Genomic DNA, 24,578 nt, shown 5'->3' on the forward strand with positions numbered 1-24,578 from the left:
AAATATGAAGGGTTTGGCATTTAAAACAAGTGTATTGGGCTTGTCATTGCTATCCTGCCTGGGGACTGCTCATCTGCAGGCAGCACCGGGCGGGGATAGCCGGTGGATAGGGCTGGTGCAGCAACAGGATGTCCGCGGTGTGGTACGCAACGAACAGGGGCAGGGCATCGCAGGTGTCACCGTGCTGGTGGCCGGCACAACCATCGGAACATCCACGGCTGCCGACGGATCATACCGTATCGCAATCCCCAAAGGTAAAACACAGCTCCAGTTTTCGATGGTCGGCTACAGCAGCCAGACATTGACTGTCACAGGCTCCACACTGGATGTCAGCATGGCGCAGGCGGGAACGGTGCTGGATGAGCTGGTGGTCGTAGGCTATGGTAGCACCACGAAAAAAGACCTGACTGGAGCTGTCAATACGGTGAGCAGCAAGGATTTTAATGGTGGACTGGTGGGCTCCCCGGAGCAGCTGATCAATGGAAAAACTGCTGGTGTACAAGTGATGGCCAACAGTGGATCGCCCTCATCGGGCAGCACGATCCGCATCCGTGGGGGGGCTTCGCTAAGTGCCAGCAATGACCCTTTGATCGTCCTCGATGGGGTGCCGTTGGAAACAGGCGGAATCAGTGGCAACAGCGGCAATTTTCTGAGCCTGATCAACCCCAACGATATTGAAAGCATGACCGTGCTCAAAGACGCCTCATCGACGGCCATCTATGGGTCCCGGGCATCCAACGGGGTCTTGCTGATCACCACAAAGAAAGGGAAAGGCGATGCACTACGGCTTTCGTTCTCATCGATCGTATCGCTGCAGCAGGCCCTGGGTGTAGCCGATATGATGTCACGGGACGAATTCGCCGGACTGATCAATAGTAAGGGGACTGCTGCGCAGAAGGCGCTGCTGGGCAACGCTTCCACGGACTGGCTGTCTGAGGTTTTTCAGGATGCCATAGGTACCGACAACAACCTGAGCCTGCAGGGCAAGATCGGCACCGCTTTGCCCTTTCGTGCTTCGGTGGGCTATTATAACCAGCAGGGGACGTTGCGTACCGACAGAACGGATCGCATGACCGGTGCCCTGGTGCTTAGCCCTACGTTTTTCGATAAACACCTGAGCGTTAGCTTGAATGTCAAAGGAGCTCGTAACAACAATCGTTTTGCCAACACGGATGCCATCTGGTCGGCAGTGGCATTCAATCCGACGCAGCCCATCTATTCGGGCAAAGATGTCTATGGTGGATACTACGAGAGTCTGGACAACGCCGGCCTGCCGGCAACGGGCGCCAACCTCAATCCCCTGGGCCTGCTAAACCAGGAAAAGCACCGCAGCACGGTCAACCGTGCAGTCGGAAACCTTGACCTTGACTACAAATTACATGTGCTCCCCGAACTGAAAGCGCACCTCACCCTGGGCTACGACTATGCCAAGGGGGACGGATACAATCATATTCCGGCAAGTGCCGCGAGCAACTTTTCGATCGGTGGTGCCTATGACAGCTATGAGCAGACACTCAAAAACAAACTGTTTACTGGCTACCTGAACTACAATAAGCTGTTTGCCGATATCAAGAGCACCTTTGACCTGACGGTGGGCCATGATTATCAATTCTGGAGCGCCCGTCGTCCGCCCATTGTGTACTACAACGATGCTGGAGATGTGCGCTCCACAGCCATTGCATCGGACGAGCGGCACACACTGATCTCCTGGTACGGGCGCCTCAATTACAACTACGACAGCCGTTACCTGCTGACAGCCACCGTCCGTAGGGATGGCACCTCTCGCTTTAGCCCGGAAAACCGCTGGGGCACATTTCCTTCGGTAGCCCTGGCATGGCGGCTTTCACAGGAGCCTTTTATGCAGAGCATCGCTTTTCTGGATGATCTGAAACTCCGCGCCAGTTATGGCGTCACGGGGCAGCAGGAGGGGATCGGCAACTACGGATATCTGCCTGTGTATAATCAGGGAACGGCCTATGCACAATACCGTTTTGGAGAACAGTACCATCTGGTGTACCGCCCCATGGTGTACAACCGGGACCTGCGCTGGGAGACGACCAAAGCCTTTAACTACGGTGTGGATTTCGCTTTATGGAAAAATAGGGTATCTGGTGCTGTTGAGTACTACAGTAGAAAGACCCATGACCTGCTGGCCAATGTGCCGGTGGCGGCGGGAACCAACTTTGATCAGAACGCGACCATCAATGTGGGGAATGTGGAAAGCCGTGGTTTTGAATTTCAGCTGAATACCGTGCCCATCCAGAAGGACAACCTGCGCTGGGAAGTGAATTTCAATGCCACCAACCAACATATGAAAGTCACCAATATTGCGCTGGTGCAGGACGCTACTGCTGTCGGCAGCTATGTGGGACCGAATGTCAGCGGTAGGGGTATCCAGATCCTGACTACGGGCTATCAGCCTTATATGTTTTATGTCTACAAGCAGCTGTACAACGAAGCAGGCAAACCGCTGGAAGGCGTGTATGCGGACCTGAACGGCGACGGTGCTATCGATGAAAAAGATCTCTACCGCTACCAGTCGCCGGCACCCAAATGGATTTTTGGCTTCAATACACAGCTGACCTACAAAAAATGGACGGCAGCGACCACATTGCGCGCCAACCTCGGCAATTACGTATTCAATAATACAAAAATGAACCTGAGTGCCTGGGAAACGCTCCAATATGTGGATCCGGCGATCAACAACCTGCACCGCGACTACTTTCATACCGGTTTTCAGAGCCGGCAGTATTATTCGGATTACTATGTTGAAAATGCGTCATTCCTGCGCATGGAGAATCTGACGCTGAATTACAGCTTTGGCAAGGTCGGCAGGATTTCCAGCCTCCGGGTGGGTGCCGTGGCCCAGAATGTCTTTATCATCAGCAACTACAGCGGAGTGGATCCAGAGGTGCCAAACGGCTTTGACAGCTCGTTTTATCCCCGCTCAAGAACCTTCTCCCTAAGCGTCAATATGGATTTTTAATACGATATAGAAATGAAAAATATAAAGAGATATTGTTTCGGACTGCTGAGCCTGATGTTGCTGTGGCAGTCCTGCACAAAAGACCTGAATCAGTATCCTACGGTGGAGACGACTTCCGAATCGGTGTATACCTCGCTGGAAGGCTACCGGTCGGTGCTGGCCAAACTATATGCGTCTTTTGCGGTCGCCGGCAATGGCAGGGGGGATGCTGATCCCGATATGGCGGGCAGCACCGCTTCCTGGGGATACCTCAGGGTGTATTTTAATCTACAGGAAGTACCTACTGACGAAGTGGTTTACACCTGGGCGGGTGGTGACAACATGACTGACATACAGTACATGACCTGGGGTGCGTCAGATACCTGGGTCAATGCGATGTATTACCGTATTTATTACACAGTGGCCCTGTGCAACGAATTTTTGCGCAATGCCACAGCAGAAAAAATAGCGACATTTGGTCCGGCCGAGCAGGCGCAGATCGCAGCTTTTGCGGCCGAAGCCCGTTTTCTGCGTGCACTGGCCTACAGCCATGCCATGGACCTGTATGGTCATGTACCTTTTGTGACGGAAAAAGATCCGGTAAAGGCATTTTTTCCACCGCGCATAAGCCGCAGCGATCTTTTTGCTTTTATCGAACAGGAACTGACCCAGATCGCGGAGCTGCTGCCCGAAGCCCGGCAGAATGAATATGGCCGGGTAAGCCGTGCTGCAGCCTGGGCCCTGCTGGCCAAAAACTACCTGAATGCACAGGTGTATACAGACACGGCCCGTTATGGGGACTGTGTCAACTATGCACGAAAAATTATCGATGCAGGATATACCCTGCATGCAGATTATAAGCAGCTGTTTAATGCGGACAACGATAAACGCAGCAGTGAAATTATATTTCCCATCCAGGCGGATGTGGATCATACAACGACATGGGGCGCTACAACTTACCTTGTCAACGGACCTATTGTGGGCAGCATGAAATCCTCGGATTACGGGGTGGTATCAGGCTGGAATAGCTTTCGGACGCTGCGTGAATTTGTAGCGCTATTTGATGGGACCGACAGCAGGGGTGATTTCTGGACAGATGGGCAGTCGCTGGATGTGGAAGATCCCTCAGTATCGAGCCAGGGTTATGGCGTGGTCAAATTTACCAACCTGAAGGATGACGGCAGTTATAAAACCGACGAAGGTCTGGTCAGTACGGACTTTCCGATGATCCGTCTGGCGGATGTCTATCTGATGTATGCTGAGGCTGTATTGCGGGGCGGTGGCGGCTCGGTACAGGAAGCCATAACGCTGGTCAACGGTATCCGTAGACGTGCTTATGGGAATGATTCGGGGGCCATCACGCAGGCTCAGCTGACACTTGACTTTATTCTCGCTGAGCGCGGACGGGAGCTGTTCTGGGAATGTACCCGCCGTACTGACCTGATCCGGTTTGGACGTTTTACCGGAAATGCCTATACGTGGCAATGGAAGGGCGGGGTCATGGACGGCCGCAGTGTGGATGCCAAATTTAACCTGTATCCGATCCCGACAACGGACATGAGCGCCAACCCGAATCTGATACAGAACCCCGGATATTGATTGCTGAACGTTTAAATAACCAACCGATGATGAAACAACTGACATTATATATCCTCGCCCTGTTCTTTTTTGCCTGCAAAAAGGAGGGCGGTCTACCTGCTGTGACTGGTATGGCTCCGGCAGTATTGCATAGCAGTGCGACAGAGGTCAGCCTGCGGCCGGATGACCGCAAAGGGCTGGCCCTGCAGCTGATATGGGACGAGGCTAGCCCTGAAAGTGCGCTGCCAATGGCACAGTCGGCCTTAAAAAATAAAGTGGAGATCGCTGCGGACGCTTCTTTTGCGGCCATTGCAAAAAGCACGGAGCAGGTCGCAGCTTCCCTTAGCTATACGCACGAACAATTGAACAGCCTGGTGTTGGGAATGGGATTTGTGCCGGGAGAAAAGAAAAATATCTATGTGCGCATCGCTTCGCGCCTCGGGGCCAACGTGGACTGGGTCTACAGCAATGTGGTGGCCGTGGCGGTTACTCCCTATGAGCCTGTTCAGGAAGTGGCTTATCTCTATATCGCCAATAAAGACCTGACCCAGTTTCCCTGGAAATTATGCTCAAGAAAAGAGGACGGCTTTTACGATGGCTTTGCCAAACTGGATCAGTGGTATAACTTCTATCTGACCAATGAGGAAAGTGCGAGTGCTCCGGTCATATATGGATCGTATCCGCTTGATGGTAGCCAGTATATCCTGTACAGTGGAGCCGACCGCTGGAACTGCTGGACCAGCAAGGGCGGTTACCTCTATATCAGTGCGGATGTCAACAAGATGACATGGAAGGAAACTGCTGTGGAGTCCCTGACGGTAGCCGGAGATTTTAATGGCTGGAGCGCCACAGCGACTCCGATGCAGTATGACCAGAGCACCAAGGTGTGGAAAGCTACGATCACAACCACTGCAGTCGAAAAATGGGGCATCAAAGTGCTGATAAATGGCAGCTGGACCTGGTTTTTTGGAGCCTCCGAAAGCGAAGGCAGCTGTGCCCTGTACACGGCCGACGGTAATGGATTTGCCTACAATCAGGTGGGTACGCATACGCTGGTGCTGGATCTGAGCGATCCGAAAGCATTCAAGTATCGCGTGGAGTAAGGGCAATTAAGAATAGGTATAAAGATAAAAATGGGAGCTCTATAACGATAATATCAGATGAAAAAATGGAATATAGGAATGTTGCTCTGCCTGATCGGACTCTATCTGTCGGGCTGCAGTGACAAGGATAGCCTCGGACCGGCGGCTGGGCCAATACTTCTGGCTAGGGGAGCGGATGTAAGCTGGATCACGGAAATGGAAGCTGCCGGCGTGCAGTTTTATAACGCGGGAGGAACGGCAGTGGACGGTCTGAAGCTGTTGCACGGACTGGGGATGGACGCTGTACGCCTGCGGGTCTGGGTAAATCCTGCGCGTGGCTGGTGCAACAAAAATGATGTACTGGTCAAAGCCCGGCGGGCCCATCACTTGGGTATGCGCCTGCTGATTGACTTCCATTACAGTGACACCTGGGCGGATCCGGGACAGCAGAGCAAGCCCGCGGCATGGACAGGGATGTCGCTGAATGAACTGAAGTCGGCTGTGGGCCAGCATACACAGGAAGTCCTTCAGTTGCTGAAAGACAATGGGATTGCTCCCGAATGGGTACAGGTGGGCAATGAAACCGGAAATGGCATGCTCTGGGACGAGGGCAAAGCCTCCTCCAATATGGCGGGTTACGCGGCGCTGAGCAATGCAGGATATGATGCCGTGAAAGCTGTTTTTCCGGCGGCCAAAGTGATCATCCATCTGCACAACGGCTATGACAACGCATTGTTCCGCTGGCTGTTTGATGGCCTCAAAAACCACGGTGCGAAATGGGACGTCATCGGTATGTCGCTGTATCCGGACAAGGACAACTGGCAGGAGCGCAACACCGCCTGCATCAGTAACATCAAGGATATGATCGCGCGCTACAGCTCCGAAGTGATGATCTGTGAAGTGGGTATGAGCTGGGATGAGGCCGACGCTGCCGAGCAGTGGCTCAACGATCTTTTCCGCTCGGCCAGGGCCATCCCCGATCAGAAGGTGCTCGGCATATTCTATTGGGAACCGCTCGCTTATAATGGGTGGAACGGCTACACGCTAGGTGCCTTTGACACTAATGGGCGGCCGACAAAAGCATTGAATGCATTTAAATAATAGTATATTTAGAGGCTTACAGGGAGATGCACAACATTGAATGATGAAACGAATAACACCTGAACGGATGAAAAGACTACTGCATGTGACCATAATTTTCTGTCTGCTGTATTCGGGGCTGCCCTGCAGCCTGCGGGGGCAGACACTACGACAGGCCTTTCTGCTGGAGAAAAATTGGCGCTTTTATCAGGGAGATGTGGCTCAAGGGCAGGCTACTGACCTGAATGACAGGGCCTGGAAAAAGGTAACCGTGCCGCACGACTGGGCAATCTATGGGCCTTTTGATCGTGCGCATGATCTGCAGGATGTCGCCATCACGCAAAACGGCGAAAAAAAAGCATCGGTCAAAACGGGACGTACCGGCGGCCTGCCTTATGTCGGTGTGGGCTGGTACCGAAACAGCTTTGATATACCTCATTTTGACGCTGAGCGTAAGCGCGTCGTGCTCAAATTTGACGGCGCCATGAGCGAGGCCCGGGTCTATGTCAACGGAAAGGAGGCCTGTTTCTGGCCTTATGGCTACAATGCTTTCCACTGCGACGTGACCAAACTGCTGCATGCAGACGGCATGGGCAACAAAATTGCTGTGCGACTGGAAAATAAACCTCAGTCTTCGCGCTGGTACCCGGGGGCCGGACTGTACCGCAATGTGCATGTCATTGTGACCGAAAAGGTGCATGTGCCGGTCTGGGGGACTTATGTCACCACGCCTTTTGTGTCCGACAGCATGGCCTCTGTCCGGTTGGAGACCAGCCTCAGCCATGCGGAGGGGAAGCTTGTACGTATGGTGACGGAAATAGTGGATGGGGAGGGGCGTGTAGTGGCACAGAAGGAAAATCAGCAAAAATTAAATTATGGTAAGCCTTTCGTTCAGCATCTTGAGGTCAGCAATCCTGCACTCTGGAGTCCTGAACATCCGGCGCTCTACCGGGCGTTGACGCAGGTGTTTGTCGACGGCAGACTGACAGACAATTTCGAGACCCGCTTTGGCATTCGCGAGGTGCGTATCATTGCGGATAAAGGGTTTATGCTAAATGGTCAGATCCGCAAGTTTCAGGGGGTGTGCAACCACCACGACCTTGGGCCTCTAGGGGCAGCAATCAATGTCTCAGCCTTAAGGTATCAGCTGGAGCTGCTTAAAGACATGGGCTGTGATGCCATACGTACGGCACACAATATGCCGGCGCCGGAACTGGTGGCACTCTGCGATGAACTGGGGCTGATGATGATGATCGAGCCATTTGACGAATGGGACATTGCCAAATGCAAAAACGGCTATCACCGCTTCTTTGCCGAATGGGCAGAGCGCGATATGGTCAATATGATCCATCACTTTAGAAACCATCCCTCGGTGGTGATGTGGAGTATCGGCAACGAAGTGCCTACACAATGCAGTCCGGACGGGTACAAAGTAGCTTCGTTTTTGCAGGATATCTGCCATCGGGAGGATCCTACACGGCCGGTCACCTGCGGTATGGACCAAGTCAGCTGTGTGCTGGAAAACGGCTTCGCCAGTCTCCTGGATGTACCGGGACTCAACTACCGCACCCACCGTTATGCAGAAGCCTACACTCAGTTGCCACAGAATGTTGTGCTCGGATCAGAAACAGCCTCCACCGTGAGTTCGCGCGGCGTGTATAAGTTTCCCGTCGTAAAAAAGGGCGACATGCGCTATGCTGATCATCAATCATCGTCTTATGATATGGAATATTGTTCCTGGTCCAACCTGCCGGATGAAGATTTTGCACTGGCAGACGACCACCACTGGACCATGGGACAGTTTGTGTGGACCGGATTTGACTACCTCGGTGAACCGTCTCCTTATGATACGGATGCCTGGCCCAACCATAGCTCGATGTTTGGCATCATCGATCTAGCCAGTATTCCCAAGGATCGATACTACCTATACCGGAGCCAATGGAATAAAAAGGAACATACCCTGCATATACTGCCACACTGGACCTGGCCTGACCGCGTTGGAAAGCAGACACCTGTATTCGTATATACGGATTATCCCAGTGCCGAACTGTTTATCAACGGGAAGAGCCAGGGCAGGCAGCACAAAAGTAATGCTTCCCTGCAACAGCGGTACCGCCTGATGTGGATGGATGCGGTTTATGAACCCGGAGAGATTAAAGTCGTAGCCTATGACCAGAAGGGCAAACCTGCGGCAGAGAAAATTGTACGTACGGCAGACAAACCCTATGAAATTGAGCTGGAAGCTATGCAGGATTCTATCCTTGCTGATGGCCGTAGCCTAGCCTACATCCGTGTCAGAGCAGTGGACAGACAGGGCAACTTATGTCCGGATGCCGATGCCGAAGTACAGTTTGAGGTGGACGGAGCCGGTACATTCAGGGCCGTAGCCAATGGTGATCCCACCAATCTGGAGGCTTTTCATCTGCCGCAGATGCATCTGTTTCGTGGACAGCTGACGCTGATTGTGCAGTCAGGACAACAGGCTGGCAAGATTGCAATAAAAGCAAAAAGCGGTGGCTTAAGATCGGGTAGGCTGGTCGTCAGCACAACAGCGGTACCTTAATTAGCCCTTCGGAAAATGACAGGCGACATGCTGGACAGGCGTGGGGCTGTCTTATTTATCGTATTTTATTTAGAATTGTTTTAAATAACGAAAATGAAAGGATATATTTGTGTATGCTGGTCGCCACCGGATTAACTTGATCCGGACAACGATCTGGCATAACGTGCCGTGTATTTTAAATATCGGTATTGCTATAATAGACAGATTTATCAGACATGAGTAAAGTAGAACTATTCGAAAATGAGCGTGCGCTCGGCTACGATCAATTTGTAGAGACGTGGATACCCAATTATCATATTTTCCTCGACCAGCTGCCTAAACTACTGCGCACGGCCGTCTCGCAGCAACTGTTGATCGTGGGCTGTGGAACAGGAAATGAAATCCGTCGCTTTGTCGGGGTAGAGCCTTCATGGAAGATAACTGGCGTGGACCCTTCTCCAGACATGATCAGACAGGCTACGCAAAAATTCCACACCTATCATCATGTGACCTTTTTTGAAGGCTTGGTGAGCGACCTGGAGTCTAGCAATCGATATGGTGCTGCCACATTACTGCTGGTGCTGCATTTTTTGGAAGACAACGGTGACAAACTGACTTTGCTTCGTGATATCGCTACGAGGCTTTTACCACAAGCTCCGCTTGTCTTATTGGATATCACAGGCGATGGGGATCAGATAGATGCGAATCTCAAGATCTTGAGGCTTTTGCTGCCTGATGGTCTCGAAGAGGCACAAATCCAGCACAGGATGCATAGAATCACCCATGAACTAAAGTATGTTTCGGAGGGTCGTCTTTCTGAGTTATGTGAAGAAGCTGGCCTGGAACAGCCTGTCAGATTTTTTCAGTCGTCCATATATGTTGGCTGGATGACAAGGAAAAAATAACGGCAGTGGAGCAGCAACTGATAAAGCGACAACCAGATGGCTGGTACAGGCGGTATTTGTAAAAGCAAAATGACGTAAATACGAAAATACCCCCTTTTTTTGCGGAATATCTCCCGCCATTTCTTTTGTGGATGCAGATAGTTTTGTAAAAACTAAAATGATATCATCCATTAAATGCTGTTGAATAATGAAAAATAATCTCTTTACCTGTTTGCTCATTTATCTTTTCCTGCTTCCGCAGAACGTCCTGAGCCAAAGTCCGGTTCCCGCGGACTACACCTTGGTCTGGACCGACGAATTCAATATTGATGGTGCGGTCAGTGAAGACAACTGGAACTTTGAAGAAGGATTTAAACGTAACCAGGAAGCGCAGTGGTATCAAAAGCAGAATGCCTACTGTAAGGATGGACTGCTGGTCATTGAGGCAAGAAAAGAAAATAGGCCTAATCCGCAATATGTTGCCGGCCGTACACAGTGGCCGCATGCGGACAGGAAAATCAGGTACAGCTCGGCATCGATCAACACCTCAGGCAAGCATAGCTGGCAGTTTGGCTTGTTTGAGATGCGGGCGCGGATACCGGTGGGCAGTGGACTCTGGCCGGCTTTCTGGACCCTCGGAGTGGATAAAGAGTGGCCATCGAACGGCGAAATTGACATTATGGAATATTATAAGGGCGACATCCTGGCCAATATTGCCACAGGCACAGACCAGCGCTGGAAAGCACACTGGTTTGGCCAGCGCAAAGCTGTTGCCGATCTGGGGGGCGCCTCCTGGGCCCGTGAATTTCATACCTGGCGCATGCTCTGGGACGAACAGGGCATAGCCCTGTATGTGGACGATATGTTGCTCAACCGTGTACCAATGGACCAGCTGTACAACCGCGATGGCTCGGGCTTCAATCCGTTCAGACAACCACATTATCTATTGCTCAACCTTGCTCTGGGCGGTATGAATGGCGGACCTATTGATCCGGCTCTGCTGCCTGCAAAGTATGAAATAGATTATGTGCGGGTTTACCAGAAAAAACAGAAAACCGAACGGACGGCTTTCAAGCCCGGTGAACGCTGGTACGATGAAGCAGGCCAGATGATCAATGCACATGGTGGTGGCATTTTATACGATCAGGGGACCTATTATTGGTACGGCGAAAAGCGCGGTCGCGAAGAATCACAGGGAGTGAATGTGTACTCTTCCAAAGATCTCTACCATTGGACATTCGAAAATCTGGCGCTGTCACCGGTCGACGACGACCAAAGCGATATCGCCCGCGGCTGCCTGATGGAGAGACCCAAGGTTATCTATAACGCCAGTTCTAAAAAATATGTGATGTGGTTCCATCTGGAGCTGAAGGGTAAAGGTTATGCGGCAGCCCGCGCTGCAGTGGCCGTGAGCGATTCGCCCATAGGACCTTTTCAGTTTGTACATAGCTTCCGGCCCAATGGAAATATGTCCCGTGATATGGGGCTCTTTGTGGATGAGGATGGCCATGCTTACCAGATTTATTCTTCAGATGAAAATTATGCCTTGCGTCTGGTACAGCTGACCGACGATTTCTTACAGCCAACCCGTAGGGATTCACTGCTTTTCCGGAATCATCGGGAAGCTCCGGCCATGTTTAAGCAGGGTAAATATTATTATCTTATCACCAGCGGATGCACGGGATGGGCTCCCAACAGGGCCGAACTGCACCGCGCCACGGCTCCCTTTGGCCCATGGACCTCCTTGGGGGACCCGATGTCAGGGCCGGAATCCGCATTGACATTTGGCGGGCAGTCGACCTTCGTATTACCCGTAGCAGGCAAAAAGGATGCCTTTATCTTTATGGCAGATCGCTGGAATCCCAAAAATTTAATGGACAGCCGGTACATCTGGCTACCTGTACAAATGCAGGAAGGAAAGGTCAGCATCTCCTGGAAACCGGAGTGGAGTCTGACTGTTTTTGACTGATCCGAATCTTACAATCCCTTTATTGCGCTGCAGAAGCCGCTAAGGAAATTATTCAAAAAGGCCTGTCCGACAACACTGTGGCAGGCCTTTTTCTTTTCGAAGTCGAGGACAGTGACAATTGCCGCAGCCCAAATGTGTACAATTGCCTGGAAAATATCAGCTGAATGCCTTCGCTGACGAATTCACCCCTCAAAAAAGATTGTTTTTCCCCCCTCTGTTGTTTGGTCCAATACCTAATTTCACCTCATTCGATTGGGGCATCTATATGCCCCGTGGCCGGCCGCTAACCCGCTGGTCCGGGACGAAGGCAAGCCTGCTGTCCGGAATGTCTTTGGGAATCCGGAAGTGTGGGACCGATGAAATGTATTAAACCGATTATTAAAACTTGATGTATTATGAAGCAGCTGCTTTTCTGTTGAACTAACCCCTAACTATGGAATAAAATCCGGTCGCATTCAAGGAATGGCGGCAAGGAGGGAGAATAAAATTGCTAACCGATTACTGATTAATTATGAATACTGAATGTAGATTACGCAGACACTTTAAAAAGTGGATCTGGTCGCTTATGCTGCTGTTTTTGTCAAATATGGTGGGCTTCGCTCAAGAGGGTGTACAAAAAGTCCGGGGTACCGTGTCTGCCAATGATACCCCTATTGCCGGAGTGACGATAGCTGTCAAAAACGGCAAAGCACTGGGCACGAGCGACGAAAAGGGTGAGTTTAAATTTGAGGTGGCGGCGCGCGCCACACTGGTTTTTAAATATATAGGATTTAAAGAAAAGGAGCTTTTGCTCAAGGACTATTCACCGGATGCTACCGGTGTATTCCAGCTTGAGGTCCGGCTTGAGCCTGTCGGTGAGAGTTCCCTGGATGAGGTGGTGGTCGTGGGCTTCGGTACACAGAAGAAGGCCTCACTGGTGAGTTCGATTGCTGCGGTCAACCCGAAGGAGCTGAAAGGACCGACTTCCAACCTGACGACTATGCTTGCGGGACGTATACCGGGTATGATCGCGTATCAGCGTTCGGGTGAGCCAGGGGCCGACAATGCCTCCTTTTTTGTACGGGGACTGGGGTCTTTTGGTTCCGGAAAAACCGATCCGCTGATTCTGATTGACGGCGTGGAGTCCACGCAGACTGATCTGGCCCGGCTGCAGCCCGATGATATTGCCAGCTTTTCGGTGCTAAAGGATGCCACGGCTGCCGCGGTGTATGGGGCACGTGGCGCCAATGGTGTCCTTCTGATTACCACTAAAGTCGGCTCGGCAGGGAAGACGCAGTTTATGGCCCGGGCGGAAGGAAAGATTTCCACCAACGCCAGAAGCATCGAACTGACAGACAACATCACCTATATGAATCTGGCGAACGAAGCGGTACTGACGCGGGGACTATCCAAACCAACACCCTACACCCAATCCAAAATCGAAAACACCATCCGCCGCACAAATCCGTATCTGTATCCGGACAATGATTGGATCGATATGCTGATCAAAGATTATACATTCAATCAGGGCTTTAATCTGAGCGCCAGCGGTGGCGGAGAGCGGGCACGGTTCTACGTGTCGGGAACTTACAATATTGATAACGGCATACTGAAAAAGCTGGGAACCAACAATTTTAATAACAATATTAAGCTGATCAATTATTCGCTGCGGTCAAATGTGGATCTGCAGCTCACCAAATCGACGCAGGCCAGTGTCAAACTATATGGACAGTTTGATGATTACAACGGTCCTATCGGCTCGGGAGCCGACCATTTCCGCGCAGCACTATGGTCCAATCCTGTTCAGTTTCCGGCCGTATACCCCCAGGAGTATCTGCCTTATATTCAGCATCCGCTTTTTGGCGGATATGTGGTCACGGACGACAGTGCACCGCAGGGCGTTCTACTGACCAATCCATATGCCAATCTGGTCCGTGGATACCAGCAGTACAACCGTTCCACGCTGATGCCGCAGATTGAATTAAAACAAAATCTTGATTTCCTGACCCAAGGACTCAACTTCCGGATGATGGGTTACGCCAAGCGGTATTCTTATGGGCAGACTGCAAGGTCTTATAACCCATTTTATTATTCTGGACGGCTGGACCCTTCGGACAATTCCATTCAGCTCAGTGTCATCAATGATGGATCCACCGGTTCGGTGGGCACACCCGGACAGGAGTTTCTGAGCTATGGTACATCGGGATCGGATATCAACTCAACCTTGTATTTTGAAGCGTCGGCCAATTATGCACGAACCTTCGGCAAACATGATGTGTCGGCTATGCTGATCACGCTGTTTCAGGATTATAAAATATCGCGTGACAACATCACGACCCTGCAGTTAGGGCTGCCAAAACGAAATAATGGCCTTTCGGGCCGCTTTACCTACGGTTATGACAACCGCTACCTCGCGGAGTTTAATTTCGGATACAACGGCTCCGAACGCTTTCACGAGTCTAATCGATTTGGTTTCTTCCCTTCTTTTGGCCTGGCCTACCGGGTGTCGAACGAACGGTTTTTCAAACCGCTGTCTTCGGTGGTGTCGGACTTTAAATTGCGGGCGACTTACGGAATTATCGGTAACGATGCCATCGGGAGTGATTCGGACCGCTTCTTTTACCTCTCCGAAGTCAACATCGGCAATACAGATTATGGTTCGACATTCGGCGAAGACTATGGGTACTACCGCCCCGGAGTCAGTGTGAGCCGCTACGCCAATCATCAGATTTCCTGGGAGCAGTCCAGGCAGGTGAATATCGGATTTGACCTTTCATTTTTAAACAATTCTATAGGGCTGATCGCCGATTTTTATAAGGATTACAAGTCGCATATTCTGGAGAGCCGCTCTTACATTGGTTCGACTATTGGTCTGCAGGCCACACCTATGGCCAATACGGGCAAAGCGGAAAAGAAAGGCTTTGATCTGGCGCTGACGTTCAATAAAAGCCTGGCGACTGGCTGGTCTTTTCAGTATCGCGGAAATGTGACCTTTGCACAGTCCAAGATCACCAAGCGGGATGAACTGCTGTATCCGGAAAATATGAGCTACCGCTATCAGGTAGGACACTCGGTGGCGCAGTCTTTTGGTCTGATCGCCGAACGCCTGTTTATCGATGAGTATGACGTTGCCAACGCTCCGGCCCAGCAGTTTGGAGACTACATGGCGGGCGATATCAAATATCGTGATATGAATGGAGATGAACTCATCACTGATAACGATGCTGTTCCGATCGGATATCCGACTTCGCCCGAACTCATCTACGGATTTGGTGGTACCACCGGATATAAAGGCTTTGACTTCTCTTTCTTTTTCCAGGGGTCCGGCAAGTCCTCGTTTTTTATCAATCCCGAAAACATTACACCTTTTGTGCGTAACGGCGGGGCGCAGAACGGCCTGCTGACAGCGATAGCCAATGATTACTGGTCGGAAGAGAACAGAAATATTTATGCCTTTTTTCCAAGGCTGAGCGACTATTTTGTCCATAATAATAATAGGCAGTCTACTTGGTGGATGCGCAATGGCGAATTTCTACGCCTCAAAAATATTGAACTGGGCTATAATCTGCCCCGTTCGGTCGCAGACCATTACAAATTGAAATCGCTACGTCTGTACTTCAACATGATGAATGTGTTCACGATAAGCAACTTCAAGATGTGGGATGTGGAAATGGGAGGGAATGGCCTCGGATATCCGATTCAGAGGACCTATAATTTTGGTATTCAAGTGAATTTTTAGACATGAAAGCAATCAAAAGATATATGGCTCTGGGAGCCCTGAGTGTAGTACTGGCGTCGTCGTCGGTATCCTGCAAGAAATTTCTGGATATCGTGCCCGATAACGTGGCTACGATCGAATACGCCTTCCGGCTACGAGTGGAAGCGGAAAAATATCTGTTTACTTTATACAACTATCTGCCCAGTGAGGGATCGTTGTGGAATAATCCAGCTTTTCTGGGTGGTGATGAAATCTGGATACCTTACCAGACCAGCATCTCGCCGCTTGCTTTTGAGATCGCCCGCGGCAATCAGCAGATCTCCAAACCTTACGTCAATTACTGGTACGGTGACCAGGACGCGAATCGCGGCCTCTATCAGGGAATCCGGCACTGCAATATTTTTATTGACAATATGTCCAACCCGGCGCTGGTGCCTGATATCACCGCCAGCGAACGCGCACGATGGATTGCGGAGGCCCGGTTTTTAAAAGCTTATTTTCATTTCTATCTGTTGCGCATGTATGGGCCGGTTCCGATCATGGATGACGATATTGACGTGAGTGAACCCAAAGAAGTGATGGATGTGCCCCGTAATACAGTGGATGAATGTGTGGAATATATTGTCGGACTGCTGGATCAGGCTGCTGCGGACCTGCCGCCGCAGATCGTTGACCGGCAGCGGGAACTGGGAAGGATCACCATACCTATTGCCAAGGCGGTCAAGGCTCAGGTGCTCCTACTGGCTGCAAGTCCGCTGTTTAACGGCAATGCCGATTTTTCAAGCCTGAAAAATAAGGATGGCAAAGCGCTTTTCAATCCGACTGCCGACACCAAAAAATGGGAACTGGCAGCCACGGCAGCACGTGAGGCCATCGAGGTGGCCGAAGCGAATACGCACGCACTTTTTACGTTCAGACAGGCTGGGAATCTGGCGATTTCAGACACAACCTTGCTGGAGCTGAAGCTGCGTCAGGCAGTTTGTGAAAAATTTAATGAGGAGCATATCTGGGCAGATCCCAACAGCCGCTCGTGGACGATACAGCAGAATGCCATGCCGCCCCTGACCGCTGATGAAAACCACAATTACAACCGGAAGATCCTGTCTCCACCGCTGAAGATTGCGAAGATGTTTTACACCAAAAACGGTGTGCCGATCACGGAAGACAAAACCCTGAGCTTTACAAACGATACTGAACTGCGTACGGCAACAGGTCAGGAACGCTTTTACATCGAGCCGGGATTTACGACCGCGCGGCTCCATTTTGACCGTGAACCCCGTTTCTATTCTTCATTGGCGTTTGACGGCGCGCGCTGGTTTAAATACGACACGCCGGGATATAGTGATGAAAATTCAAAAGTCGTCCGCAGCAAACGTCCTGACTATGCGGGTAGTACACATGCGTTCCATTTTAATGAAACGGGCTATTTTATCAAAAAACTGGTGGACTGGAATCAGGTGACTACGACCACAGGAGTGACCTACAAAGATTATCCCTGGCCTAAGATCCGGCTGGCAGACTTGTACCTGATGTATGCTGAGGCCCTGAATGAGGCGTATGGACCGGCCAATGAAACGGCATTCCAATACATTGACCGGGTACGGGCGCGGGCTGGATTGAAAGGGGTGAAAGAGTCCTGGACGACTTACGCAAAAAATCCGGGAAAATTTACGACCAAGGAGGGGTTTCGGGATATCATCCACCGCGAGAGACTCATTGAGCTTGCTTTCGAAGGGCAGCGGTTTTGGGACTTGCGCCGCTGGAAAACTGCGGCTGTCCATCTGAACGAACCGATTACAGGATGGAATATGCAGGGTGAAACCACCGCAGCGTACTATGTGATTCGTACGGTATTCAATCAGCGATTTATTGCACCGCGGGATTATTTCTGGCCGATCAGTGAGAATACGGTGATCCAGAATCTGAATCTCGTCCAAAACTATGGCTGGTAATGTTAACACTCATTAATATACGTATGCAGATGAAAAAAATAATGAAAAAGCTGAGCATTCTGACAGGTATGGTAACGCTGGTTGCTGCCTGCCGGGAGGAGAATATGCTCAGGCCCCTGGAGTCCAACAGCACAGCTCCGGGCACGGTAAGTCATGTGACTGTGGAAAACAAGAACGGCGGTGCTGTACTGACCTATACGGTCCCCTCAGACGATGATCTCTCGTATATCAAAGCTGAATACATGTTGCCCAATGGCAAAATGCGGACGGTCAAAGCCTCCTATTATTCCAACCAGCTGACTGTGGACGGATTTTCGCAGCCGGGCGATTATACAGTGAAGCTTTATGCCGTAAATCGTTCGGAGGCGGTATCTGCGCCGGTCGAGGTCACGATACATCCCAAAGAATCGCCAATCTGGGATATCTATCGGTCAATGAAGGTCAATGCATCTTTCGGTGGGATCCAGGTGACGGCGGAAAATAGAGAGCGTGCCAACATTGCGATCCTGATCATGCAGAAAAACGAATATGGTGAGTGGGTTGCAGATCCAAACAGCATCTATACCTCCACGGATAAGATCAAAGCTTCAAAACGGGGACTGGACACGACCGCGCGGGATTTTGCCTTTGTCGTCCGGGATAGATGGTTAAACTATACCGATACGCTATATCAAACAATCAGCCCGCTGTTTGAAACCAAGATTCCGCAATCGGGATACCGTGGTTTTCGGTTGCCGGGCGATGCGCCCAATCACACCTCCACCGCCCATGCGGGGATGTGGGACGGCAATATTATTGACTGGCCAAGAATCTATATGACGCAGGCTGCGGTCTCGGGGGTGCACACGACCACAGTAGACCTGGGTGTAAAAGCCCGTTTGAGCCGGCTGGTAATCTGGGATTATCCGGAATACTATAATGGGCGTACTTACTATTATAAGGGTAACCTGAAGGAATTTGAAATCTGGGGCTCGGACAGTCCGCCGGAAGACGGCTCCTGGAACAACTGGCACCTGCTAGGCTCGTATGTAGCGGTGAAACCTTCGGGGCTGCCGTTCGGCCAGCAGTCGGATGAAGACTATCAGACCGCCAACAGCGGCTTTAGCTGGGAGTTTGATATCAATGCACCCAAGGTCCGTTATATCCGGATAAAGAGTAAGAAAAACTGGGATGGCTCGTCTTATATGGCAATCGCCGAGATCCAGGCATATGGCGATCCGAGATAGGTTAATTTAAATAAATCGAACAATGAAAAAATGGACATATAGTTTTATGTATGTGGCGCTGTTGGTAATGGTGCTTGCTGCGGCCTGTAAAAAAATGGATGACTATAAGAAATATATAGCCGATCGTCCTGTCATCACGTACACCGGAAAAGTAGATTCCGTGAAAGTGTATCCGGGAGAAAACAGGGTCATGATCAAGGGGCTGCTGGTGTCTGACCCCAAGATTGTGGAAGTCCGCATCTACTGGAACAGCAGGCAAGACTCGCTGGTTGTGCCGGTCAAGCGGAGCGCTGGTGTGGATACCTTAAAGGCTTATATCAATAATCTGGGGGATGGAGTCTACAATTTTGAAATTGTCACCTTCGATCAGCAGAAGAATAAATCGGTGCGTGTGTATGCTATTGGGCGTTCGTATGGTGAAAATTATCAACTTTCTTTGCTGAACAGACCGGCGCTGGAAGCCAATACCGGCAGCAACGGACTCACCAGTATTTCGTTTTCGAGTCTGGATGCCAATAGCGGTGCCCAGTCCACCGAAATCAAATATACCAAGATCACTGGTGGCGAAGCCGTGGTCAGCCTTCCGCTATCGCAGGCTTCTCTGCAGCTGCCCAGTGATTATAAGATTGGAACTGCGTTGGCCTACCGGACAAAATACTTGCCTGATACCTTGGCTATTGACACATTTTATACCGAATACAGCCGGATCAATGTCAGGAGGTATGTAACGGATTTGTACTTGGAAAATACGGCTTTTCCTTTCGCTACATCTGCATGTAGCGGTTCCCGCTGGTGTACGCCGGCAGGCTGGACATTGAATGCCGCGGCCCGAAATTTTACCGTGAACGGCATCAGTTACGGTGGTGTTGATGCTAACCAAGGCTATCGCCTGAGTATGGAGGCCGGCTGGAGCACTACGCTGCTTTCGATCACCAACGGAAAGATGTACCAGAGCCCTGTGCTACCGGCGGGCGAGTACGAACTGGAGGTCACGGTAAATTCTGTAGGCTCCACAGGCAGCTTTTATCTTGCAGCAGCAGTTGGCAACTCCCTGCCCGATATCGGGAATCTGGCGCAGGAGGCCATCGGCTATGTCTCTTTTACCGGTAAATCGGGGGTATCTTCGATCAAGTTTAAGCTGGACAAGGAACAGCAGGTTTCGATGGGATTTGTGTGCACACTGGTCGGAAGTGCCAGCAACGGACAATACTGGAAAGCGGAAGGAATCCGCCTGAAATACCTGGAAACAGATTAGCACATCTACATCAGCTAGGCCTGATTACTTTGGCTGCCCAGCATAGCAGGGCAGCCAAAGTCTTTTTAGTCCTTATCGATCCGGTAGTCGTGCTGAAAGACTTTTCGGTATTTTTTGACATAGGTAGACGGGTTGAGACCAAACAGCTTGTTGAACTGTTCGCGGAAATATTTGATGTCGTCAAACCCTGTCCGGTGGGCGACTTCGTTGATTTTTAAGTCGGAATGCAGCAGCAGTTCAGCTGCTTTTTTGAGGCGTACTGAACGGATAAATTCGTTGAGTGATTTACCCGAAATGGCCTTGATCTTTTTATAGAGTGCCGAATGGCTCATGCCAATTTTATCGGCCAGTGTCCGGACATTAAATTCTTCCAGCAGATGAGCTTCGATTTCATGGATGCAACGTTCGATCAGCACCTTGTCCTGTGCGGTAATTTTGACGTCGTGCGATTGATGAGTGATCGTATGAAACAAAAATTCCTGTAGATTTTTCCGGTTCTGCAGCAAGGTGTTGACCTTAAGGCGGAGAATATCAGCATCAAAGGGTTTCAGGATATAATCGTCGGCCCCAGACTGAATGCCGGTAAGCTGATTATGTCCCGAGGTACTCGATGTCAATAAAATAAAAGGAATATGATTGACCTGCGGATCTGATTTCACGGTCTTGCACAGGCTCAGCCCATCCATTTGATCCATCATGATGTCGCTGATCACCAGATCCGGCTGTTTGTTGCGTATGATCTGCAGGGCTTCGGCTCCGTTTGCGGCAAGGTAAACCTGGTAGTCTGCCTGAAACATTTCATGAAGGTAACTGCGCAGCTGAATGTCGTCGTCCACGAGAAGCAGGCTCGTTGTATGATTGCTGATCGGACTCAATGAAATGGACGGCGAAGTCAACTGATCTGTGGGCGGGTTACTGAATAATGCCTGTAGGAATCCCGGACTTTCGAGCTCAGAATTGCTTTTCAGGGTATCGGTGGAATGGAGAAGGATCGGCATGCGGATATGAAATATGGTGCCCTGCTGTGCCGAACTCTCGTAGGTTATACTGCCCTGATGCATTTCCACGAAGGTCCTGACCAGAAACATGCCGATGCCGAACCCCGTGAGAACACGCTGCCCGGGGCTCGAGCTTGAAAAATACTTGTCAAAAATGCGGTCGCCAATGCCGGGTGGGATCCCCGGACCAGAATCCTGCAGCTCAATAACGACGTTATTCTCCTGCTGTTGTAACCGGAGACATACCGTGCCATAGTCAGGTGTAAATTTAAATGCATTGGAAATCAGGTTGCATAAGATAATTTCTATTTTCTCTTTGTCGGCATCAACAAGAAGGGGGCTGCCGTCACTTTCCAGCTGGTAGTTGATCTGCTGGAGTCGGGCCTGTCCCGAAAAGTAAAGGTAGATTTCGCGCGTAAAGGCCTGAAGATCGAAATGGCTCCGCTGCAACTGCGCGGCACCGTCTTCGGCCTTGCGGAAGATGAGAAGCTGGTCGACGAGGCTCAGCAAGCGCTTTGCGTTTCTGTAGACGGGTCTTAGGCTCTCCTCATGCTGATCCAGATGCTGTTCGCTGAATATTTTTTTTAGCGGATTGATGATCAGCGTCAGTGGTGTGCGGAATTCATGGGAGATATGAGTGAAAAATGCATATCTCTTTTCATTGAGTTCGCGCTCTTTCTGTATGTTGAATCTGGTCAGGTGAATTTCGCGGTCGAGGGCGGCCTTGTGGATCTGGTAAACCCGATACCGGTAAACTAGTGCTGCGGAGGCAAGCATATAGAGCAGGTAGGCCCACCATGTGCGGTACCAAGGTGGCAGTACCTGTACTCCAAGACGGATTTCTTTGCTGCTCCAGTTGCCTTCAGTGTCTGTAGACTGCACCCGCAGGAGATAGCTGCCCTCGGGCAGATTATTGTAGTTAATGGACTGGGAAGTACCAGCATCGTTCCAGTCTTTATCCAGGCCTTCCATGAAATAACGGTAACGTATTTTTTGTGGAGAGGTAAATTCCAGTGCAGTATAGTCCAGCGAGAATGTCGCATTGCGGTAAGGAAGAACGAGCTTTTCAATCAGGTGGTCGGCACCGATGATGACCTCGTGTATGCTGTCGTTTAAAGGACGATTGTCTATTTTTAGGCTGGTAATGGCCAGCCTGGGGATGTTGACATTAACGCGGATACGATCAGGCTGAAACAGGTTAAATCCGTTGTTGCCGCCAAATAAGAGCGCATCGTCTGCTGTCCGGAGTGCAGCACCATAAGAAAATTCGTTGCTCTGCAGACCATCGGAGGCTTCGTAGCGAATGCATCTTTTGCTGTCGGGACTGAATTTGGACAATCCGTTAAAGGTACTGAGCCACAAGTTTCCGGACCGGTCCTCGAGAATATTGAGCACGGAATTGTTGCTCAGTCCATTGTCCGTAGAATAGCCGGCGGTCACCTGACCCGTTTTCCGGTCAAACAGCAGCAGTCCGCGCCCTTCGGTGCCTATCCAGAACCGGCTCCGGCGGTCAATATATAAGGCACGTACGGGCTTGTCGACAGCATAACGCTGTATGGCTTTGCTCTGTTTGTTGATCTGGATGATCTCGTGGTAGTTGCCGGCCCAGAGTGATCCTTTCTGGTCGTCAAGCAGGCAGTTGAGGTCGTTGAGCCCTTCATTGAAGACCTCAAATCTATCCCGTTGTTTGCTGTATCGGTACAGGTGACCATTGGAAAATGTAGCGGCCCATAGATCGCCCTGCTGATCCCGGAGCAGTACCTGTACACTCTGGTTGACGAGTCCCTGCGCTGTGGCACAGTCATAATGTCTGAATCCCGCCCGGCGATTGTAGCGTACAATACCACGTTCGGTACCCAGCCAGATATCGCCTGCAGGGTCGATGGCTATACTGTTGACGCTATTGTCCAAGAAGGACCGATTATCTTTTTTGAAATGCTGATAACTATTCTGGGACTTGTTCCAGCAGTAGAGACCATTGCCTTCTGTGCCTATCCATAGGTATCCCGGGGATTCGGCAAAGGAGCGGATAAATTGCCCGCTCAGGTTGAAGTTCGGAGGTAGATTGCGTCCGGGGGCGTTGAAGGTATGCTGGCTGTCATCAATGATATGAATGCCACCACGGGCTGTGCCGATCCACTTCTTGTTTTGCGCGTCGATAAAGATGGTGAAAATGGCATTGCTACTCAGCGGATATGCCGAACGCTCTCCGGAATTTAATTGTCGTACATGTCCAGCAGGCAGGGTTAGCAATGAAATGCCGTCGTTCTGCGTGGCCACCCACAGTTTCTGGTTGTTTTCCAGACTGAGCTGACTGACCGTCGGGGAACTCAGCTGTTTCTGAAAATGCGCCTTCATGGATGCCCGGCCGATGTCCCAGACGAATACCCCTGCAGATGTACCAATGAATAGCACGTCACGGTCGTTGCTGGTCATACTAGTGGCCTCGCGCACGGCTGTGCTGACCAGATTCAGCTGGCGGCTTTTCCGGTCAAACTGAAAAAGTCCCCGTTCATTGACGAAAACCCATACCCTGTCGGTAGCGTCCACATGTAGCGCCGAAACGTGGTAATACTCAAGCCGCGACGCGGTTCCGGGCTCAGGACAGTATATTCTGACGGCTGCAGAGCGGCCCTGTTCTTTGAACAGCAGCCCCCAGCCGTTAGTTCCGATATATACATTGTTTTGGCGGTCGACCTGAATTGCTCTAGTGTCCGCATTGAGGTGATATTCCTGCTTTGGATTCGCACTTTCAAAAAAACGCAGACGTGAGAAGGAATTGAAGTTGCGGTTATAGATGCCGACACCCTGACCGGTTCCGACCCATAGATTTTTGTCGCGGTCTTCGGCAATGCAGTAGATGTAATTATGCGGAATACTCCCTGGATTTTTGAGCTGATTTCTGTATACTTTCATCTCTCGTCCATCGTAGCGGTTCAACCCATCGAAAGTGCCAAACCACATGAATCCCTGACTGTCCTGATAAATTGTTTTGACGGAGCTGTTGGAGAGTAGTTTGTTGATCTGCAGCTGCAGTTGTGCCCTGATTGCAACAAATGGGGAAAGCATAAAAAATAAGATCGCCGTGATAGTTATTTTTTGCATCGGTATTCAATAATTTAAAAGGATAATAACAGATTAAATCGCTTCGGCTTGACTATAGCAATTGGCTGCTCACTGATTTTTTAAAGATAGGGAATGTTCGGAGTATTATAAATGTTTATTTTACATTTATTAAAAGCGCCAAAACTAACTTCTCTGACCGTTAGGACCGGAGACTGCGGGACATCCTGCATCCGGTGTGCCACCAAAGATTAAATTTGGTATAAAAAAAATGGGGCTTCGTCGAA

Annotated in this window: 12 protein-coding genes; 11 read left to right on the forward strand and 1 reads right to left on the reverse strand. The window is 50.6% G+C overall.

Annotation, left to right across the window (positions count from 1 at the left end; genetic code table 11):
* Positions 1–4 precede the first annotated feature (4 nt).
* The 11 genes from K7A41_RS22070 to K7A41_RS22120 all read left to right on the forward strand — a co-directional run bounded on the left by K7A41_RS22070 (position 5) and on the right by K7A41_RS22120 (position 20,230).
* Positions 5–2,986, forward strand: a complete 2,982-nt coding sequence (locus K7A41_RS22070) for a SusC/RagA family TonB-linked outer membrane protein (protein WP_265715596.1) — start codon at positions 5–7, stop codon at positions 2,984–2,986.
* Positions 2,987–2,998: 12 nt separating this feature from the next.
* Positions 2,999–4,564: a RagB/SusD family nutrient uptake outer membrane protein gene (locus K7A41_RS22075; RefSeq protein WP_265715597.1), complete on the forward strand. Its 1,566-nt coding sequence runs from the start codon at positions 2,999–3,001 to the stop codon at positions 4,562–4,564.
* Between the two features lie 26 nt (positions 4,565–4,590).
* A complete protein-coding gene (locus K7A41_RS22080; RefSeq protein ID WP_265715598.1) occupies positions 4,591–5,646 on the forward strand; it encodes a DUF5111 domain-containing protein in 1,056 nt (351 codons plus the stop codon).
* A 57-nt stretch (positions 5,647–5,703) separates the two neighbouring features.
* Positions 5,704–6,726 carry a glycoside hydrolase family 53 protein gene (locus K7A41_RS22085; RefSeq protein WP_265715599.1) on the forward strand — a complete coding sequence of 341 codons (1,023 nt, stop codon included), beginning with the start codon at positions 5,704–5,706 and terminating at the stop codon, positions 6,724–6,726.
* A gap of 67 nt (positions 6,727–6,793) precedes the next feature.
* Positions 6,794–9,268, forward strand: a complete 2,475-nt coding sequence (locus K7A41_RS22090; RefSeq protein ID WP_265715600.1) for a glycoside hydrolase family 2 TIM barrel-domain containing protein — start codon at positions 6,794–6,796, stop codon at positions 9,266–9,268.
* A 215-nt stretch (positions 9,269–9,483) separates the two neighbouring features.
* Positions 9,484–10,152 carry a class I SAM-dependent methyltransferase gene (locus K7A41_RS22095; RefSeq protein WP_265715601.1) on the forward strand — a complete coding sequence of 223 codons (669 nt, stop codon included), beginning with the start codon at positions 9,484–9,486 and terminating at the stop codon, positions 10,150–10,152.
* Between the two features lie 187 nt (positions 10,153–10,339).
* On the forward strand, positions 10,340–12,100 hold the full coding sequence (locus K7A41_RS22100; RefSeq protein WP_265715602.1) for a family 43 glycosylhydrolase: 1,761 nt from the start codon (positions 10,340–10,342) through the stop codon (positions 12,098–12,100).
* Positions 12,101–12,611: 511 nt separating this feature from the next.
* On the forward strand, positions 12,612–15,818 hold the full coding sequence (locus tag K7A41_RS22105) for a SusC/RagA family TonB-linked outer membrane protein (RefSeq protein ID WP_265715603.1): 3,207 nt from the start codon (positions 12,612–12,614) through the stop codon (positions 15,816–15,818).
* Positions 15,819–15,820: 2 nt separating this feature from the next.
* On the forward strand, positions 15,821–17,749 hold the full coding sequence (locus K7A41_RS22110) for a RagB/SusD family nutrient uptake outer membrane protein (protein WP_265715604.1): 1,929 nt from the start codon (positions 15,821–15,823) through the stop codon (positions 17,747–17,749).
* A 29-nt stretch (positions 17,750–17,778) separates the two neighbouring features.
* Positions 17,779–18,975, forward strand: a complete 1,197-nt coding sequence (locus K7A41_RS22115; protein WP_265715605.1) for a DUF5000 domain-containing lipoprotein — start codon at positions 17,779–17,781, stop codon at positions 18,973–18,975.
* A 22-nt stretch (positions 18,976–18,997) separates the two neighbouring features.
* Complete coding sequence (locus K7A41_RS22120; RefSeq protein WP_265715606.1) at positions 18,998–20,230, forward strand: DUF4998 domain-containing protein; 1,233 nt, start codon at positions 18,998–19,000, stop codon at positions 20,228–20,230.
* 65 nt (positions 20,231–20,295) lie between these two features.
* Here the strand turns inward: K7A41_RS22120 and K7A41_RS22125 are convergent, their stop codons facing one another.
* A complete protein-coding gene (locus tag K7A41_RS22125; protein ID WP_265715607.1) occupies positions 20,296–24,333 on the reverse strand; it encodes a hybrid sensor histidine kinase/response regulator transcription factor in 4,038 nt (1,345 codons plus the stop codon).
* Positions 24,334–24,578: the final 245 nt, after the last annotated feature.

The sequence above is a fragment of the Sphingobacterium sp. InxBP1 genome (genome assembly GCF_026191775.1).
GTDB lineage: Bacteria > Bacteroidota > Bacteroidia > Sphingobacteriales > Sphingobacteriaceae > Sphingobacterium > Sphingobacterium thalpophilum.